Source organism: Burkholderia sp. PR2 (assembly GCF_052372875.1).
Taxonomy (GTDB): Bacteria; Pseudomonadota; Gammaproteobacteria; order Burkholderiales; family Burkholderiaceae; genus Burkholderia; species Burkholderia diffusa.
Window position 1 is genome coordinate 720898 of the sequence record NZ_JBQRWH010000002.1, and the last position, 17927, is coordinate 738824.

Consider the following 17927-nt stretch of genomic DNA (forward strand, 5'->3'; position numbering starts at 1 on the left):
GGACGAACGTAAAAGCGGCCCCGGTGCCTGATCAGACACCGGGGCCGCTCACATGATGCACCGCGTTCAACCGACCCGCGCTTCTCCCTGCCGCGCCGCCTCATCGTCTTCCGTCGCCGTTCGCGCCAGCACGGGCTTGAGCGCCTGCCCGGTATGGCTCGCCTTCACCTGCGCGAGCCCTTCCGGCGGCGCCGCCGCGACGATCGTGCCGCCGCCCACGCCGCCTTCCGGCCCGAGATCGATGATCCAGTCGGCTTCCGCGATGACGTCGAGGTCGTGCTCGATCACGACGACGCTATGCCCGCCGTCGACCAGCCGGTGCAGCACACGGATCAGTTTCGCGACGTCGGCCATATGCAGACCAACCGTCGGCTCGTCGAGCACGTACAGCGTATGCGGCGCCTTCTGGCCGCGCCGCGTGATGTCGTCGCGCACCTTCGTGAGCTCCGTGACGAGCTTGATCCGCTGCGCCTCGCCGCCGGACAGCGTCGGCGACGGCTGGCCGAGCGTCAGATAGCCGAGGCCGACGTCCTTCATCAGCTGCAGCGGATGCGCGATGTTCGAAATCGGCGCGAAGAACTCCACGGCTTCGTCGATTTCCATCGTCAGCACGTCGCCGATGTTCCGGCCGCGCCACGTGACCGCGAGCGTCTCCGGATTGAAGCGCTGCCCGTGACACACGTCGCACGGCACCTTCACGTCGGGCAGGAAGCTCATCCCGATCGTGCGCACGCCTTGCCCTTCGCAGGCCGGGCACCGCCCGTCGCCGGTGTTGAACGAGAAACGCGACGCCGTGTAGCCGCGCGCGCGCGCTTCCAGCGTATCGGCGAACAGCTTGCGGATCGTGTCCCACACGCCGATGTAGGTAGCCGGGCACGAGCGCGGCGTCTTGCCGATCGGCGTCTGGTCGACTTCGAGCACGCGGTCGATCTGTTCCCAGCCGCTCAGCGACTCGCAGCCTTGCCACGCATGCGTGACGTTCAGCGACGGGCGCGGCGCGCTACGCGCGAGCACGCTCGAGCGGCGGTTGGTGGCCGGCGCATCCTGCTGCGCGGCCTTGCGCGCGCGCCGCGTGGCCGGCGACGACAGCACCGAGCGGCCGACCGCATCGAGCAGGTTCGTCATCAGCACATCGCGCGCGAGCGTCGACTTGCCCGAACCGCTGACGCCCGTCACCGCGACGAGCCGCGCGAGCGGAATCCCGACCGTGACGTCATGCAGGTTGTGCAGCGTCGCGCCGTGCACGGTCAGCCAGCCCTCCGGCACCGCCGGTGCGCCCTTCTTGCCCGCGAGGCTCACCGCACGGCGCGGTTGCAGCGGGTGCGTCATCGGGTGCGCGAGCAGGCGGCCCGTGACCGAATCGGGCTGTGCGGCCAGATCGGCGACCGCCCCTTCGGCGACCAGCGTGCCGCCGCGCTTGCCGGCGCCCGGGCCCACGTCGATGATGTGATCGGCGCGGCGAATCGTGTCCTCGTCGTGCTCGACGACGACGAGCGTGTTGCCCTTGTCGCCGAGCTTGCGCAGCGCGTCCAGCAGGATCTGGTTGTCGCGCGGATGCAGGCCGATCGTCGGCTCGTCGAGCACATAGCACACGCCCTGCAGGTTGCTGCCGAGCTGCGCCGCGAGCCGGATGCGCTGCGCTTCGCCGCCCGACAGGCTCGGCGCCGCACGATCGAGGCTCAGGTAGCCGAGCCCGACTTCCTCGAGAAACGCGAGGCGGCTGCCGATCTCGCTGACGATGTCGCGCGCGATCTGCGCGTCGCGGCCGGTCAGTTCCAGCGCGTCGATCCAGCGGCGCGTATCGGACACCGTCCACTGCGCGACCTCGACGATCGGATGCGCGTCGAACGTGACCGCGCGCGCGGACGGATTCAGGCGCGTGCCGCCGCAATCCGGACACGGCTCGTTGCCGACGCCTTCCGGTTCCTGCTCGTCCGACGGCAAAGTCTGCTCGCGGCCGCGATCGTCTCCGGCGAGCACGGTATCGTCGTATGCCGCGCGCTGTTCGCGCGTGAGCGTGACCCCGGTGCCGACGCAGGTCGTGCACCAGCCGTGCTTGCTGTTGTACGAGAACATCCGCGGATCGAGTTCCGGGTAGCTCGTGCCGCACACCGGGCACGCGCGCTTGACCGACAGCACCTTGATCTCGCCGACGCGCGCGGTCGAATGATCGTTCTGCATCGCGTGGTGCAGCCCGTCGAGCGGCGCGAGCAGGTGCATCACGCCCTTGCCGAGCTCGAGCGTCTCGTCGAGCACGCGCCGCAACTCGGCCTCGTCGTCCGGCGACACGACGATGTCGGCCACCGGCAATTCGATCGTGTGCTCGCGGAAGCGATCGAGCTTCGGCCACGGATCGACCGTCACGAACTCGCCGTCCACGCGCAGATGCGTGCTGCCGCGCGCCTTCGCCCACTTCGCGAGGTCGGTATAGACGCCCTTGCGGTTGACGACGAGCGGCGCGAGCAGCCCGACGTGCTCGCCGCGATGGTCGCGCAGCAGCTGCGCGGCGATCGATTCGACGGTTTGCGACGTGACGGGCGTGCCGTCGTGGATGCAATGCTGCAGGCCGAGCTTCACGTACAGCAGCCGCAGGAAGTGCCAGACTTCGGACGTGGTCGCGACCGTGCTCTTGCGGCCGCCACGCGACAGCCGCTGCTCGATCGCCACCGTCGGCGGAATGCCGTACACCGCATCGACTTCAGGCCGCCCGGCCGGCTGCACGATCGAGCGTGCATACGCGTTCAGCGATTCGAGGTAGCGGCGCTGGCCTTCGTGGAACAGGATGTCGAACGCGAGCGTTGACTTGCCGGACCCCGACACGCCGGTGATCACGTTGAACTTGCCGTGCGGGATGTCGACGTCGAGTGCCTTCAGGTTGTGCTCGCGCGCGTTGACGATCCGCACGACGTCCTCGCCCTCGATCGCGCGCCGCTCGCGGGCGGCGTTCAGCACGGCCTGCAGCGGCACGCCTTCGTCGGCGAGCGCGGTTTCGCCATCCATCGCGCGGTCGTACTGCAGCAGCGCGACGCCGGTGTGCGATTGCGCGCACGCCTTCACGTCGTCGGGCGTGCCCGCGCACAGCACGAGGCCGCCGCCGTCGCCGCCTTCCGGGCCGAGATCGATCAGCCAGTCGGCCGCGCGGATCACGTCGAGGTTGTGCTCGATCACGATCAGCGAATGTCCGGCCGCGAGCAGCTTGCCGAACGCCTGCATCAGCTTCGCGATGTCGTCGAAGTGCAGCCCGGTGGTCGGCTCGTCAAACATGAACAGCTTCGCGCGCGCGATGCGCGCCTCCTCGCTCGCGACCCGGCGCCCGCCCGCGGCGGCCGCCGATTCGGCGAGGAAGCCGGCCAGCTTCAGCCGCTGCGCTTCGCCGCCCGACAGCGTCGGCACCGGCTGGCCGAGCTTCACGTATTCGAGGCCAACGTCGACGATCGGCTGCAGCACGCGCAGCACCTCGGCATCCGCCGCGAAGAACGCGGCCGCTTCGCTGACGGTCAGGTCGAGCACGTCGGCGATGTTCAGCGCGCGGCCGTCGCGTTCGATTCGCACTTCGAGAATCTCGGCGCGGTAGCGGCTGCCGTCGCAATCCGGGCAGCGCAGATAGACGTCGCTCAGGAACTGCATCTCGATGTGCTCGAAGCCCGATCCGCCGCAGGTCGGGCAACGACCGTCGCCCGAGTTGAAGCTGAACGTGCCGGCGCCGTAGCCGCGTTGCAGCGCGAGCGGCGCCTTCGCGAACAGCTTGCGGATCTCGTCGAACGCGCCGACGTAGCTGGCCGGGTTCGAGCGCGTGGTCTTGCCGATCGGCGATTGATCGACGAACACGACGTCGCCGACCTGATCGGCGCCCGTGAGATTGCGGAACGCGCCGGGCGACTCGGTCGCCTTGCCGTGATGGCGCGCCATCGCCGGATAAAGCACGTCCTGCAGCAGCGTCGACTTGCCGGAACCCGACACGCCCGTCACGCACACGAGCCGCTGCAGCGGAATCTCGACCGTCACGTCGCGCAGGTTGTGCTCGGTCGCGCCTTCGAGCACGATGCGCGGCGTGTTCGCGTCCACCGGGCGGCGCGCCCAGTTCGACGCATGCGCAACGTGCTTGCGGCCGCCGAGATATTCGCCCGTCAGCGTGTGCGCGGAACGGATGTCGCCCGGCGTGCCGTCGTAGACGATCGTGCCGCCGCGCTCGCCGGGACCCGGCCCCATGTCGATCAGCCGGTCTGCCGCGAGCATCACCGACGGATCGTGCTCGACGACGACCAGCGTATTGCCCGCGTCGCGCAGCCGCTGCATCGCCTCGACGATCCGCGTGAGGTCGCGCGGATGCAGGCCGATGCTCGGCTCGTCGAGCACGAACAGCGTTTTGGTCAGCGACGTGCCGAGCGCCGTGGTCAGGTTGATCCGCTGCACCTCGCCGCCGGACAGCGTGCGGCTCTGCCGGTCGAGCGTCAGGTAGCCGAGCCCCACGTCGCACAGGTATTTGAGGCGCGTGCGCACCTCGGCCAGCAGCAGCTTCAATGCATCGTCGAGCAGCGCGCTCGGCAGCGTGATCTCGTCGAAGAAGCGGCGAATGCGCTCGATCGGCAGCAGCATCAGGTCATGCACCGTCAGGCCCGGCAGCGCCTCGAGCTGCGCGCGCGTCCAGTCGACGCCGCGCGGCATGAAGCGATTCGCGGGCGCCAGCACCGTATCGGCGTTCGCCTTCGAGCCGAGCCGCCACTGCAGCGATTCCGTCTTCAGGCGCGCGCCGCCGCAGACCTCGCACGGCGTGTAGCTGCGGTACTTCGACAGCAGCACGCGGATATGCATCTTGTACGCTTTCGATTCGAGATAGCCGAAGAAGCGTTTCACGCCGTACCACTGGCTCTGCCACTTGCCGTTCCAGTCCGGCGAGCCGTTGATCACCCAGTCGCGCTCGGCGTCGGCCAGGTCGGACCACGGCGTGTCGCGGCGGATGTCCGCCTTCGCCGCGTAGCGCATCAGGTCGTCCTGGCACTCCTTCCAGGCGGGCGTCTGCATCGGCTTGATCGCGCCGCCGCGCAGCGTCTTGCGCGCGTCGGGGATCACGAGGCCGAGATCGACGCCGATCACGCGCCCGAAGCCGCGGCAGGTCTCGCATGCGCCGTAGGCCGAGTTGAACGAGAACAGCGCCGCCTGCGGCTCCGCGTAGCGCAGGTCGCTGTCAGGGTCGTGCAGCCCGGTGGAGAAACGCCACACCTGCGGCTCGGCCAGCGCGTTTTCCGCTTCCGGCGCGAGCACGTAGACGTTCACGCGGCCGCCGCCGCGCTTCAGCGACGCCTCGATCGCCTCGACCACGCGCACCTTGTCGGCCTGCTGCACGCGGAAGCGGTCGGCCACCACGTCGAGCAGCTTGCGCGGGCCCGTGGGCGACGCGACTTCACGCTGCGCCTGCACGCGCGTGTAGCCGCTCGCGGACAGCCACTGCGTGACTTCTTCTTCGGACGCGCTTTCCGGCAGCTCGACCGGGAACGTGACGACGACACGCGGGTCGTCGGCGCGCGTGCGCTCGACGAGTTCCGCGTAGATCGTCTCGGGCGTGTCATGCCGCACCTGCCGCGCGGTCTGGCGGTCGAACAGCTCGGCCGCGCGCGCGTACAACAGCTTCAGGTGATCGTTGAGCTCGGTCATCGTGCCGACGGTCGAGCGCGAACTGCGGACCGGGTTGGTCTGGTCGATCGCGATCGCGGGCGGCACGCCGTCGACGCGCTCGACCTGCGGGCGGTCCATCCGGTCGAGGAACTGCCGCGCATACGCGCTGAAGGTTTCGACGTAGCGCCGCTGGCCTTCCGCGTACAGCGTGTCGAACACGAGGCTCGACTTGCCGGAGCCCGACGGGCCGGTGACGACCGTCATTTCGCCGGTGCGCAGGTCGAGATCGAGGTTCTTGAGGTTGTGCTGACGTGCTCCGCGAATGCGGATCAGATTGCTGGATGACAATTTGCCTGCCCGTCTGGATGAGTTAGCCGGAATTCACGGTGCCGGAACGCTGCGGCGGATGCCCGCAGGCGCGGCGCACGTGCCGCACGGGTCATGCCCGCGCCGCTCGAGTTCGACGGATACTATACTGTATATTCATACAGTTTTCCACGAGCAGGCCGAGCGGCGTGCGCCGTCGACTTCTGCGGGGCAAACCGCGGCTCACCCGCCGCCCGCCATCGCATACGCAATACACGTGCGGGCCAGTACATCAGTTGGATCGACGAGCGTCGCGCGCCTCCCGTTCCGCGCAACATATTCACCGCCAGGAAGCAGGAGCGGCAGTTCCGTACAGCCGAGCACGATTACGCTCACGCCCTCGGCAATCATCGCCTCGATGGCCGCCCCGATATCTTCCTCGCACTGTCCGGACGTGAAGCCGGCCTTGACGCCCCGCTTCCCGTAGATCGCTGCCATCACGCGCGCCTGCAATGCCGGCCCCGGCGCGACTTGCCGAAGCCCTTGCGACTCCAGCGCCTTCCGGTAGACCCCGCTTTCGATCGTGCCGGACGTCGCGAGCACCCCGACCTCCCGCAGCGCCGGATAGGTGTCGCGCAGGTAGGCGACCGTGACGGTCAACATGTTGACGATCGGAATGCCGAGGTACGGCTGGATCCGCTCGACGAACGCATGCGCGGTGTTGCACGGAATCGCGATGACGTCGGCATCGCCGTCCTCGAGCTTCTTGCAGGTCGCGTACAACGAGATCGTCGGGTCCGCGCCGGTGCCGATCAGGTTCTCGGTCCGGTCGGGAATCTGCGGGTTCTGTTCGACCAGCAGCTTGATGTGTTCCTGATCACGCGACGCCGGCGTGTTGCGCACGATCTTGTCCAGGAAATCGACCGTCGCGGCCGGCCCGACGCCGCCGACCACGCCGACCTTGAACGGCGCCGCGCGTGAGCCGGCGTGCCCGGTCACCGCGTACTGCGCATATGCGAGGTTCGAATCCACGACCGGCACGCGCAGCGGGCCGATTTCGCCCGCGACCAGCGCGATCTCGGTCAGGCCGGGGACGATCACCTGCACGCCCTGATCGATCAGGTCCTCGCATGCGCGGCGCAGCAGTTCGACCGGCCGGCCGCACAGATTGCCGCGCTTGATGCCGTCGGCACCGTAGATGGCTTCCGTCACGAGATCGATCCCGTCATGCGTCCGCGGATGAACGACGTCGAACTGCGGTGACGGGAAATACGTCTCGATGAGTCGCTTGTCCCGCACGTAGTCGGAAGCCAGCACGCCAATGTGCGTCGCGTCCGGGTACTTGCGCCGCACGTGGTAGCGAACGGCTTCGACGATGTCCACGATCGGCAGGTGCGTATTCGCCTTCAATTCGTCGATGAACGTGTGGCTCAGGAAACATGGCAGCACGACCGTCGTCACGCCGCGCTTCTCGAACTGCCGGATCATGTCGAACACGTACAGCTTGCGCTCGATGGTCGCCGCGCTGCCCGACCCCGAGCCCTTGAACGGGTATTGCTCGAAGATCATCTCGGCATGTTCCTCGTCGGACGACGCCGGCGTCGCCTTCACCATCTTGAAGAACACGTCGGCACTGCCCAGCGGCCCCAGGCCGCCGACCACGCCGAATTTCCGCCGGGCATTCACGCTATCCGTGCACATCATGCGTTCAGCTCCGGCTGGTCGAATACGGCACCCTGCGACTGCGCGGCGCGCCGGCTCTCCCACTTCGCGATCACCGCCGTCGCCACGCTGTTGCCGATCACGTTCGTCATCGTGCGGCCCATGTCGAGGATCTGGTCGATCGCGAGCACCATCGCGACGCCGGCCACCGGCAGATGGAACATCGGCGCGACCGCCGCGACCACGACCACCGAGCCGCGCGGCACGCTCGCCATGCCCTTGCTGCTCAACATCAGCACCAGCAGCATGAACACCTGCTCCGACAGCGGCATGTGCACGCCGAACGCCTGCGCGATGAAGATGGCCGCGAACGCCTGATACATCATCGATCCGTCGAGGTTGAACGCGTAACCCAGCGGCAGCGTGAAGCCCACCACCTTCTTGTCGACGCCGAACTGCTCGAGCTGCTCGGTCAGGCGCGGATAGGCGGCCTCGCTGCTGGCGGTCGAGAAGGCGATCAGCGCGGGCTCGCGCACGACCTTCAGCAGGCGCCAGACGCGCCGCCCGAGAAACACGTAGCCGACGCCGATCAGGATCGCCCAGAGCACCAGCAAGCCGAGATAGAACGCGCCGATCAGCTTCCCGTACGTGTAGATCACGTCGAGCCCGCGCAGCGTGACCGACGACGCGATCGCACCGAACACGCCGAGCGGTGCCGCGCGCATCACGTAGTTCGTCAGGCGCAGCATCACCGGCACCATCCCGTCGATCGCCTGGATCACGGCGCCGACGCGCTGGTCACGCTTCAACGCGCTCAGCGCAACGCCGAGAAAGACCGAGAACACCAGGATCTGCAGGATGTCGTTGCGCGCCATCGCGTCGAGCAGGCTGGTCGGGAACGCATGCGTGATCACGTCCCGGGCGTTCAGCGCGGCAGTGTTCAGTCCGGTGTTGACCTCGCCGGCGGTCTCCGTGAGGTTGAGACCGGCGCCCGGCTGCAGCGCATTGGCCATCACGAGGCCGAGAATCAACGAAATCAGCGACGCGCAGATGAACCAGCCGATCGAGCGCAGGCCGATGCGGCCGACATCCTCGCCGCTGTCCATGCCGGCCAGGCCGGACACGAGCGTCACGAACACCAGCGGCGCGATGATCATCTTGATCAGGCGCAGGAAGATGTCGGTGACGATCGAGAAGTAGCCGGCGATCGTCTTGAGCGTGGCCGGGTCGGTGATGTTGGCGTGGCACGCATAACCGGCGATGACACCGAGGATCATGCCGACTGCGATGCTTAAGGTGAGGCGATTTTTCATGTCCATTCGTCCTTGGGTGGCACTCGGCCGCCGGAAGGCGGCGAGCGCGCTGCGAAGAAGGCCGCGCGACGCAGGTCACGCGTCGCATGTGCCGTTGGAACGAATGGTAGGAACGGCCGAAAAAATCGTGATGCCAGTGCAACATGGCGGTATGCGAGCGTCGCATAACGCGGGAAAACCCTGATTCAGCCGAGCCGGGCAGGCGCCGCGCGCAGATGCTGCCAGAGGGAGTCCAGGAATTCGCTGCGATTGGACACGTCGCGATACACGCGCAGCTCGACTTCCAGGTTCCACGCCGCCGGGCCGGCCGGCACGAGGTCGCCGGCCGCCAGTTCGGCGGCGATCGCGCTCCGGGGCAGCCACGCGACGCCCTCGCCTTCCATCACGAGCTTCTTGAGCACTTCGGCCATGTCGGATTCGTAATGCAGCTGCAAGGCCGGCGCATCCGGTGCGCGGCCGAGCAGCAGCGCGAGACAGCGGCCGAAGTAGCTGGTTTCCGTGTAGGTAATCAGCGGCAGCGGATTCTGCTTCGTTCCGGGCAGGCGAAACGCGGGCGCCGATCGACGGTTCGGCCGGCACGCCGGCATCAGCGTGTCGAGGCCCACTGTCAGGTGCTCGTACTTCGCCGGGTCGAGATGGAGCGGCAGCTCGGGATGGTGATACGCAAACATCAGCTCGCAGTTGCCGTTGACGAGCATCAGGATCGAGTCGTGGACGTTCGTCGGAATGACACGCGCCCGCACTTCGCCGAAATGCGGGGCGAGCGCCTTGAGCCAGGCCGGCAGGAAACTCAGCGCGATCGTGTGGCCCGCGGCGATCTGCAGGCTCTTGCCGGCGATCCGCTGCTCGGTGCGGATGATCGCGCGGGTATCGTACAGGCGGCTGATGACGTCCTCGGCCGTTTCGCGGAACAGGCGCCCTGCCGGCGTCAGCACCGGCGGAAAGCTGCTGCGGTCGATCAGCTCGGAGCCGATCCACTGTTCGAGCGACTGGATGCGGCGGCTGAAGCCCGACTGCGTGACGTTGCGAAATTCAGCCGCGCGGGAAAAGCTCTGGTATTGCGCGAGCGCGAGGAAATCCTCGATCCATTTGATTTCCATAGTGGCCTTGGAGGTCGCGGGTAAGCCGGCCCGCTCGTCGCCAGGGTCCTGGCGAAGCACGGGTCGGCGGACGCCTCCATTTTATGGGCATCGCGCGATGTCGCGTTCAACCCTCCTGGCGTTCGATCAGGAAGCGCTCGCGGCGCTTCCCCTTGATCCATGCCGGCTCGCGTCCCCGGCCGGACCACGTCGCCCCGGTGTTCGGATCGCGGTACTTCGGCGCGACGGCAGCCGTTTTTCGCGCCGCCCTTGCGGCACTGCCCTGACGGCCGAATATCTGTCTCGGGGTCAACCCATATTCGGCGACACGGGTACGGACCTCCTGCAGCACGGTCTCGAGTTCAGCCTGTCGCGCTTCCTCGGCACGTTTCATCAGTTCATCGGCTTGCGCCTTCAATTCGCGATAGCCCGACATCCCTTTCCTCCAAATTGCTCCGGCGCCATGAAAAGCCGAACGGAACGCAAGCCCCGAACGGTTCGTTGTGTTGTCAACGGGTGGTGTCACGCTCGACCGCTCGACCGATCGACGCGGCACGAGGCCTGTCTCCCTACGTATCGGATGCGTCGGCGAAACGCGTGCGAACGTCGTTCAGAACGGCAGCTCGACGAAGAGGTCTGTCGCAAGCTCGGAATCAGCGAGGCGACTTTCTACAACTGGAAGAAGAAATTCGGAGGGTTGGGGCCTTCTGAGTTGCGCCGCTTGCGCGAGCTCGAAGAGGAGAACGCGAAGCTGAAGCGGCTCGTGGCGGATCTGAGCCTGGACAAGGGCATGGACCTACTCGCAAAAAATGTATGGTCCGCCCCGGCTTTGCAAGGCGAGCGCTATCGATAAATTGCGTGATCGCAATCGAACGAGTCTGACCAAGACCTGCGCGTTGTTTAGCATGTCTCGCTCGCTGTATCGGTATCAGTCGGTTGCGCGTGATTCATCGGCGCTGCTCGTGCGTATCAAGGAGATCACCGCTATGCGCGTGCACTACGGGTATCGGCGCGTTCACATGATCCTGCAACGGGAAGGCTGGCGAGACAATTGCAAGCGCGTCTACGGGTTGTATCGTGCGGAGGGCCTGTCACTGCGGCACAAGCGGCCGCGACGTAACAAACGGGCTCGGCTGAGACAGCCCAAGCACATCGTGACCGCGATCAACGAAATCTGGAGCATGGATTTCTCTATGGTCCACCCGCAAACCGCAAGCGCAGACTGGTGGCGATAGACGACTCGCGTTTATCTATCCGGCCTATAGCGATCCAATCGAAGCCGGATCTGGCCTGCATGATGTAGTCGCACGCTTCCGTCCCAATTAGTGGCGCGGCATGATGTCTGCCGGAAGTCCAGACGGGTTTGGGGAAGCGACGGATGGTCGTTTGCGCCATGCTGATTGGCTGCGCGAGCTGCGGAAGGACGTTGCATCAAGGGTAGCGATCCGTCTGGTATGCCTCAGGTGTGATGGTGCAGGTTAAACTCCGCGCCGCTTCGCATGACAGCCCATGTAATGCGTACGAGTTTGTTTGCCAGAGCGCAGACCGCAATGTGCGCATGCCGGCGTTCGGCAAGTTGGATTAGCCAGTGCTGGATCGGATCGTTGGGATGCTTGTCTTTCCATACCCATAGCGCGCGGGCGCCCTGCACGAACAGGCGACGCAGATAACTGTTTCCCCTCTTTGTAATACCTAGCAAACGTGGCTTGCCGCCGGTTGTATGCTGCTGTGGCACCAGCCCTACCCAGGCGGCGAGATCGCGTGCCCGCCGGAACGTTGATGCATTGCCGACTGCGGAGACGATGGCGGTCGACAGCAAGACACCGACACCTGGAATCGTTTGAAGGCGTCGGCAAAGGTCACTCTCACGTGAGAGACATTTGAGCCGGTCGTTCATCTGTTCAATGGTTGTTTCCGTGCGGTTCCACATGTCGAGCAGCATGCGTCCAAGATCGCGCATCATGGAAGTTAAGCCGGAGTCTTCCTTCTCGAGCAGAGCGGGCAACACGGTGCGAAGCGCATAGAACCCCTGTGCAATCTCGATGCCGCGATCCAGCAGCAGTCCGCGAATCTGGTTGGTCAAGGCCAGGCGTTGCTGGAGCATGCGTTCGCGGGCGCGATGCAGCGCCTGGACATCCATCTGTTCCTCTGACTTGAGCGGCACAAACCGCATCGTCGGAAGTCGGACAGCTTCGGCAATAGCCTGAGCGTCGTTAAAGTCGTTCTTCTGCGATTTGACGAACGGCTTGACGTACTGTGCTGGCAGAAGTTTGACGTCGTGCCCGAAGCCCTGAAATTTGCGGGCCAGATACTGCGAGCCACAGCATGTTTCGATGCCGACAAGGCACGGTGGATGTTGTGCCATAAGCTGCAGGAGTTGATGACGCCCCAACTTCTCGCGCAGCACGACTTTGCCAGCAGCGTCGCAGCCGACGACGTGGAACCAGCGCTTGCCGAGATCGATTCCTAACGTGACCGAGTTCATGGCAGCCTCCATGGGTGGTAGCGCCACTACGATAGAAGAAGCGGGTGGACCATACCATTAGTTGCAGACGCACTCCTCGACGGGAGACGCCTTCGGGCTCTGCCCGTTGTCGACAACTACACGCGGGAATGCCTGGCCATCGAGGTCGGACAAAGTCTGAAGCCTCTCATCAGCACGAGTTGCTTCAGCCTATGTGACCGAACGCGTTTCTACACGGCCTCGGCCATGACTGGCCATTCGCCATCGCGCTCCGACGGACATTTACACGTCCGCTCCACCTCGGAAGCGGTCATTTGGCAAAAGTGGGACGAACGGCCGCTCATCGGGGAGCGACATCGCCCGCGCCTGACAGTAATCTTTGAGTACTTCAGCCGAACGTCGATTTGAATTTCCGGTCAGACCTGCAGTCGTCTAAATGACTTCAGAAAACTGACCTGTATTCACCGCACGACTTCCATTTCGGGACCAAACGGCTCATTGCCAGTCCACATCGACAGAGGTCCCGGGCGAAACCCGCATCGCCCGGGTGCGAACATGTCTACATAATCGCGCTGGCGTTGGGTTCGAGCGCGGAATGGCTTTCCACTGCCCCTGGTCGGATCTTGAACCAGATCGAATACATCGCGGGCAGAAACACCAGCGTCAGAATCGTTCCGGCAAAAGTCCCGCCGATCAGCGTATAAGCCAACGTGCCCCAGAACACGGAATGCGTCAACGGAATGAAGGCCAGCATCGCTGCGAGCGCGGTCAGAATCACGGGCCTGGACCGCTGGATCGTGGCTTCCACCACCGCGTCGAAGGGCGTCATGCCTGCGTGCGCGTTCTGCTCGATCTGGCCGATCAGAATGAGCGTGTTGCGCATTAGAATGCCCGAGAGAGCGATGAGCCCCACCAGCGCATTGATCCCGAAGGGCTGGTTGAACAGCAGAAGCGTCGGCACGACGCCAATCAGACCCAGCGGACTCGTCGCGAACACCATCATGGTCGCGGCAATCGAGCGCGTCTGGAAAATGATGATGAGCAGCGTCAGCGCAATCATGATGGGAAACAGCGGCGCGAGCGCCTTCGTGGCCTTGTTGGCTTCCTCGATGGAACCGGCTTCCTCGATCCGATAACCGTCGGGCAACTTCGCAATAATCGGCTGGAGTTGCGCGAGCATTGCCGTCGACACATCGGGCGGCTGCAGTCCTTCCGCAATATCGCCGCGCACTGTGATCGTCGGCGTGCGATCGCGACGGCGAAGAATCGGATCTTCCATGCGGATGTCGACCTTGCCGATCTGCGAGAGCGGTACGCGCTGCCCCGCCGAACCGATCAGCGTAAATCCGTCGATACGCTGCGGATCGAGCCGTATCTCGCCCGCCGATCTCGCGACGAGTTCCACCGAGCGAATGTCCTCGCGCACGTGCGTGACGGGAATGCCTGTCAGCAGGAATTGCAGTTGCTGCGCGACGGAACTCGACGTCAACCCAAACGCACCAAGCCGATTTTGATCGAGCGTGAAATGCACCGTGGGCACTCGCGGGCCCCAGTCGGCGTTCACCGTTCGCATCATCGGGTTGCCATTCATGGTCCGTTCGACCTGCGCGGCGATGGTGCGCAGCGTCCGGGCGTCCGGGCCCATGACTCTGAACGCAACGGGGTAAGGCGAGTAAGGGCCGAACACCAGTTGGGTGACGCGAACCTGCGCCCCGGGCACCAGCCCTTCGGCGATGGCTTTGCGCAGACGGAATTTGAGCGCCTCACGCTGCTTCTCGTCATTCGTGCGGATCACCATCTTCGCGAAAGACGAATCGGGCAATTCCGGCGACATCGCCAGATAGAAGCGCGGCGCCCCCTGTCCGATGTACGACGTCACGATCTTCGCTTCCGACTGCTTCGCGAGCCACGCCTCGACCCTCTCCGTCGCCGCAGAGGTTTGTTCGATCGATGTGCCATACGGCATTTGCACTTCCACGAGCACTTCAGGGCGATCTGAGGTCGGGAAAAACTGCTTTTTCACCAGCCCCATGCCCATCACGGCGATCACGAACAAGCCCACCACGAGCCCCGCGACTAGCCACTTTCGCCGGATCACACGTCCCAGGAACGCGCGAAAACGCTGGTAGTTCGGCGTGTTGTAGATGGCACCGTGACCGCCTTCAACCACGGCAATATCGGGCAACAGCTTGACGCCGAGGTACGGTGTGAAGACGACGGCCACGACCCACGAGGTGATCAATGCGATGCCGACGATCCAGAACATGTTGCTCGTGTATTCGCCAGCCGTCGAGCGCGCGAAGCCATTCGGCATGAAGCCGACAGCCGTGACCAGCGTGCCCGACAGCATCGGCGCGGCGGTGTGGCTCCAGGCGTAAGCCGACGCCTGGACGCGGTTATAGCCCTCCTCCATTTTCACGACCATCATTTCGATGGCGATGATCGCGTCGTCTACGAGCAGGCCCAGCGCGAGAATCAGCGAACCGAGCGTGATGCGGTCGAAGCTTTTGCCCGTGGTGGCCATCACGACGAAGACGCCCGCGAGAGTCAGCGGCACCGCCGCCGACACGACGATGCCGACACGCCATCCCATGCTCGCGAAGCTCACGACCATCACCACGAGCAGCGCGACAAAGAACTTGACCATGAATTCGTCGACGGCCGAATGGATATTGACGGCCTGGTCGGTCACCTTCGTGACGCTCATGCCCAGCGGCATCCCGGCATTGATCGCTGCGACTTCCGCGTCGAGCGCCTTGCCGAGGTTGAGCCCGTTCCAGCCGTCCCGCATCACGACGCCGAGGAGCAACGCCGGCTCGCCGTTGTTGCGAATCTGGAAAGTGGCCGGGTCTTCGTAACCGCGTTCGACGGTCGCCACGTCGGAGAGCTTCAGTGTGCGGCCCTGAACGACGATCGGCGTGTCGCGAATGGTCTGCAGCTTGTCGAAGGCGCCTTCGATACGAATGAAGACCTGCGCTCCCGCCGTATCGATCGAACCGGCCGGCGTCAGAACGTTCTGGCTGTTCAACGCGGCAAAGATCTCCTGAGGCGTCACGCCGAGCGTCGCGAGCCGGTCGTGCGAAAACGAGACATAGATCCGTTCCGCCTGCTCGCCGATGATGTTCACCTTCTTGACGCCCGGCACATGAAGGAGCCGCTGGCGCAATCCCTCGGCGTCGCGCACCAGCGATCGTTGCGGCTCACCTTTCGCCTTGAGCGCGAACAGCGCGAACGTTACGTCGGAATACTCATCATTGACGAGCGGGCCGATCACGCCGGGTGGCAGGTTGCCCGCTTCATCATGCAGCTTCTTGCGCGCCTGATAGAACTCCTCGGGCACGTCCGCGGGCGGCGTACTGTCGAGCAAGGTCACAGTGGTGAAGGCCAGCCCCGGACGCGTATAGGTCTCGGTCCGGTCGTACCAGCGCAGTTCCTGCATGCGCTTTTCGAGCGGCTCGGCCACCTGGTCCTGCATTTCCTGCGCGGTCGCGCCGGGCCATGCCGTAATGACCGTCATCGACTTGACGGTAAATGGCGGATCTTCGGCCCGCCCCAGCTTCAGGAAGGCAATCACGCCGGCGATCGAGATCAGGACGATCAGAAACAGCGTGACCGAGCGCTCCCGCACCGCAAGAGCCGATAAATTGAAGCCGCTCATTGGGTCGCTCCTTGCGCGGAGACGGATGCGGCGACCATCTTGTCGTTGGCGAGACGCACGCGCTCTCCGTCGTGCAACAACTGGGCACCGAGCGCGACGACCTGGTCGCCTTCGCGAAGATCGCCTGTCACCGTCGCACTGTCGTCGCTCAATGCGGTGACACGCACCTTGCGCCAGGTCACCCGAGACTGGGATCGGTCGACGGTCCAGACTCCGGTGCCCGTGCCCGAATCGAACACGGCGCCGACCGGTACCACCATGGCGGCAGGTGCCTGGCCGGCATCGCCGGCGAGATCGAGGGTCACGGTCGCACCCAGCGGTGCATTCGACAACGCGCCCTCGAGGACGTACCTCGCCTCGTAGGTCCGTGTCAGCCGATCGGCGGAGTCGGAAAGCTGGCGCAGGACGGCGGGAACAGGCTTCTGGTCCGCGCCGTAAAGCGTTGCTTCGGCAATCGAGCCGGATGCGGGCCGCAGCGTCTCGGGAAGCTGGACGACGGCCTCGCGGGGGCCGGCATGCGCGAGCCGCACGACGATTTGTCCGGGCGCGACTACCTGGCCCGGCTCCGCCAGCGTCTCGACCACGACGCCGTCGGCGTCCGCCATGACGACGGCGTATCCGGAAGCGTTGTTGGCGAGCACTGCCTGCGCCTGCGCGGCGACGAGCTGGGCCTTGGCGGAGTCCGCGGCCGCCTTGAGCTGGTCATAGGTCGACGCTGAGACCGCGCCTGCTGCGACGAGATCCCGATACCGCGCCTCGTCGGCGGCGGTCTGCGTCGCGCGCGCCTGCGCAGCATCCACGAGTTTCTGCTGCGCACGGGCCTGCAGTCCCAGATCGATCGGATCGATGCGCATCAGGGGCTGGCCGCGCTTGACCGTTTGGCCCGCGTCGACCAGGCGCTCGATGACCTTGCCCTGGACCCGGAAACCGAGATCGCTCTGAACGCGAGCGCCCACGACACCCGAAAACGAACGGCTCGCCCCCGCCGCGCCGTGAACGGCGCTTGTACGCACAAGCGGCGCCTCGGTACGCGGATCAGCAGCCGGATGCTCGCCGCATGCCGCGAGCGCGAGCGAAGCCACGCCCAATGTATAGACAAAATGATGGCGCCGGAACATGAGGTCCCCTCTCGCAAAGAACAGGAGCACTCATTCTGATACCCGTGACCAATTCAGTCAATAGTCACGCGAGGATTCACGGAGCAAGACTTCTGAGTACCAGGCTCGCAAGGTGGGCCGTCGCCTCTTCCGCACCCTCGAGGTTGTACTGGAGCAGCAAGGGATTGAAATAAGGCTTCATCACCAGAAAGATCGCGTTCACCGCCTCGTCTTGCGGCGTCTTGCGTTCGAATTCGCCGGTTTCGCGTCCGAGCCGCAGGATATCGGTGATGAGTTGGCGGATCTCGTCCTCATAACCCTGGACGGATGGCCAGGGCGATGCGGCTGACACGGCGGCAATATCGTAGAGCTTGCGATCCTGGAAGAAGAGCTGGCTTCCAGATGCAAGTAAGGTCTTGAACATGCAGCGAAATTTTTCAGTCGCACTGTGCGCGCCGCCGATGTTTTCTCTGACTGCGGCGATCATCGCGGCGAGGCGATTAGCGCAGATGACTTGACCGATCGCCTGTTTGGAGTCGAAGAATTTGTAAATATAGGCTTTTGAAAACCCGATTTCCTTCGCGAGGTCGGAAACGGTGGTCTTTTCGTAGCCGTAGCGGCTGAAGTATTCCGTTGCGGCGTCGACGATCTGGGCGCGAACTTCGTGGTCCGAGGGGCCACGGGATGGGGAGGCGGAGGGAGTCGGTTTGTTCATGCCTCAAGCTTAGTCCCTCA

General features: G+C 64.9%; 9 protein-coding genes and 2 pseudogenes. 2 read left to right on the top strand and 9 right to left on the bottom strand.

Features of this window, described 5'->3' with window-relative positions; genetic code table 11:
• Positions 1–66 precede the first annotated feature (66 nt).
• The 5 genes from uvrA to ACT2FV_RS14905 form a co-directional block, all read right to left on the bottom strand.
• Entirely contained in the window at positions 67–5961 is a 5895-nt protein-coding gene (gene uvrA, locus ACT2FV_RS14885; protein ID WP_444504196.1) for an excinuclease ABC subunit UvrA, read from the bottom strand.
• Positions 5962–6162: 201 nt separating this feature from the next.
• Entirely contained in the window at positions 6163–7623 is a 1461-nt protein-coding gene (locus ACT2FV_RS14890) for an amino acid racemase (RefSeq protein ID WP_444504197.1), read from the bottom strand.
• Positions 7620–8894: a dicarboxylate/amino acid:cation symporter gene (locus tag ACT2FV_RS14895; RefSeq protein WP_174909749.1), complete on the bottom strand. Its 1275-nt coding sequence runs from the start codon at positions 8892–8894 to the stop codon at positions 7620–7622. Before ACT2FV_RS14895 ends, ACT2FV_RS14890 begins: the two co-directional genes overlap by 4 nt.
• A 185-nt stretch (positions 8895–9079) precedes the next feature.
• Complete coding sequence (locus ACT2FV_RS14900; protein WP_059605477.1) at positions 9080–9994, bottom strand: LysR substrate-binding domain-containing protein; 915 nt, start codon at positions 9992–9994, stop codon at positions 9080–9082.
• A gap of 106 nt (positions 9995–10100) precedes the next feature.
• The gene (locus ACT2FV_RS14905) at positions 10101–10409 is read right to left on the bottom strand and encodes an H-NS histone family protein (RefSeq protein WP_124627347.1); all 309 of its coding nucleotides are present in this window, start codon (positions 10407–10409) and stop codon (positions 10101–10103) included.
• A gap of 195 nt (positions 10410–10604) precedes the next feature.
• Here ACT2FV_RS14905 and ACT2FV_RS14910 point away from each other — a divergent pair.
• A pseudogene (locus tag ACT2FV_RS14910) lies at positions 10605–10782 on the top strand (transposase); the annotation flags it as partial.
• Between the two features lie 72 nt (positions 10783–10854).
• Positions 10855–11163 (top strand): annotated as a pseudogene (locus ACT2FV_RS14915) (IS3 family transposase); the annotation flags it as partial.
• 269 nt (positions 11164–11432) lie between these two features.
• On the opposite strand, the gene ACT2FV_RS14920 reads toward ACT2FV_RS14915, so the two are convergent.
• The 4 genes from ACT2FV_RS14920 to ACT2FV_RS14935 form a co-directional block, all read right to left on the bottom strand.
• Positions 11433–12458 (bottom strand): IS110 family transposase, encoded by a 1026-nt coding sequence (locus ACT2FV_RS14920; RefSeq protein WP_151050000.1) that lies wholly within the window; start codon positions 12456–12458, stop codon positions 11433–11435.
• A gap of 538 nt (positions 12459–12996) precedes the next feature.
• A complete protein-coding gene (locus tag ACT2FV_RS14925) occupies positions 12997–16095 on the bottom strand; it encodes an efflux RND transporter permease subunit (RefSeq protein WP_444504198.1) in 3099 nt (1032 codons plus the stop codon).
• Positions 16092–17213, bottom strand: coding sequence for an efflux RND transporter periplasmic adaptor subunit (locus tag ACT2FV_RS14930; protein ID WP_444504199.1), 1122 nt, complete (start codon positions 17211–17213; stop codon positions 16092–16094). The genes ACT2FV_RS14925 and ACT2FV_RS14930 overlap by 4 nt, the downstream gene beginning before the upstream one ends.
• A gap of 76 nt (positions 17214–17289) precedes the next feature.
• Positions 17290–17907, bottom strand: coding sequence for a TetR/AcrR family transcriptional regulator (locus ACT2FV_RS14935; RefSeq protein ID WP_151049994.1), 618 nt, complete (start codon positions 17905–17907; stop codon positions 17290–17292).
• Between the last annotated feature and the right edge of the window lie 20 nt (positions 17908–17927).

Excerpts from the sequence above, each read along its gene's own strand:
- ACT2FV_RS14890 (WP_444504197.1), bottom strand. The coding sequence starts at position 7,623 with ATGATGTGCACGGATAGCGTGAATGCCCGGCGGAAATTCGGCGTGGTC.
- ACT2FV_RS14895 (WP_174909749.1), bottom strand. The coding sequence starts at position 8,894 with ATGAAAAATCGCCTCACCTTAAGCATCGCAGTCGGCATGATCCTCGGT.
- ACT2FV_RS14900 (WP_059605477.1), bottom strand. The coding sequence starts at position 9,994 with ATGGAAATCAAATGGATCGAGGATTTCCTCGCGCTCGCGCAATACCAG.
- ACT2FV_RS14905 (WP_124627347.1), bottom strand. The coding sequence starts at position 10,409 with ATGTCGGGCTATCGCGAATTGAAGGCGCAAGCCGATGAACTGATGAAA.
- ACT2FV_RS14920 (WP_151050000.1), bottom strand. The coding sequence starts at position 12,458 with ATGAACTCGGTCACGTTAGGAATCGATCTCGGCAAGCGCTGGTTCCAC.
- ACT2FV_RS14925 (WP_444504198.1), bottom strand. The coding sequence starts at position 16,095 with ATGAGCGGCTTCAATTTATCGGCTCTTGCGGTGCGGGAGCGCTCGGTC.
- ACT2FV_RS14930 (WP_444504199.1), bottom strand. The coding sequence starts at position 17,213 with ATGTTCCGGCGCCATCATTTTGTCTATACATTGGGCGTGGCTTCGCTC.
- ACT2FV_RS14935 (WP_151049994.1), bottom strand. The coding sequence starts at position 17,907 with ATGAACAAACCGACTCCCTCCGCCTCCCCATCCCGTGGCCCCTCGGAC.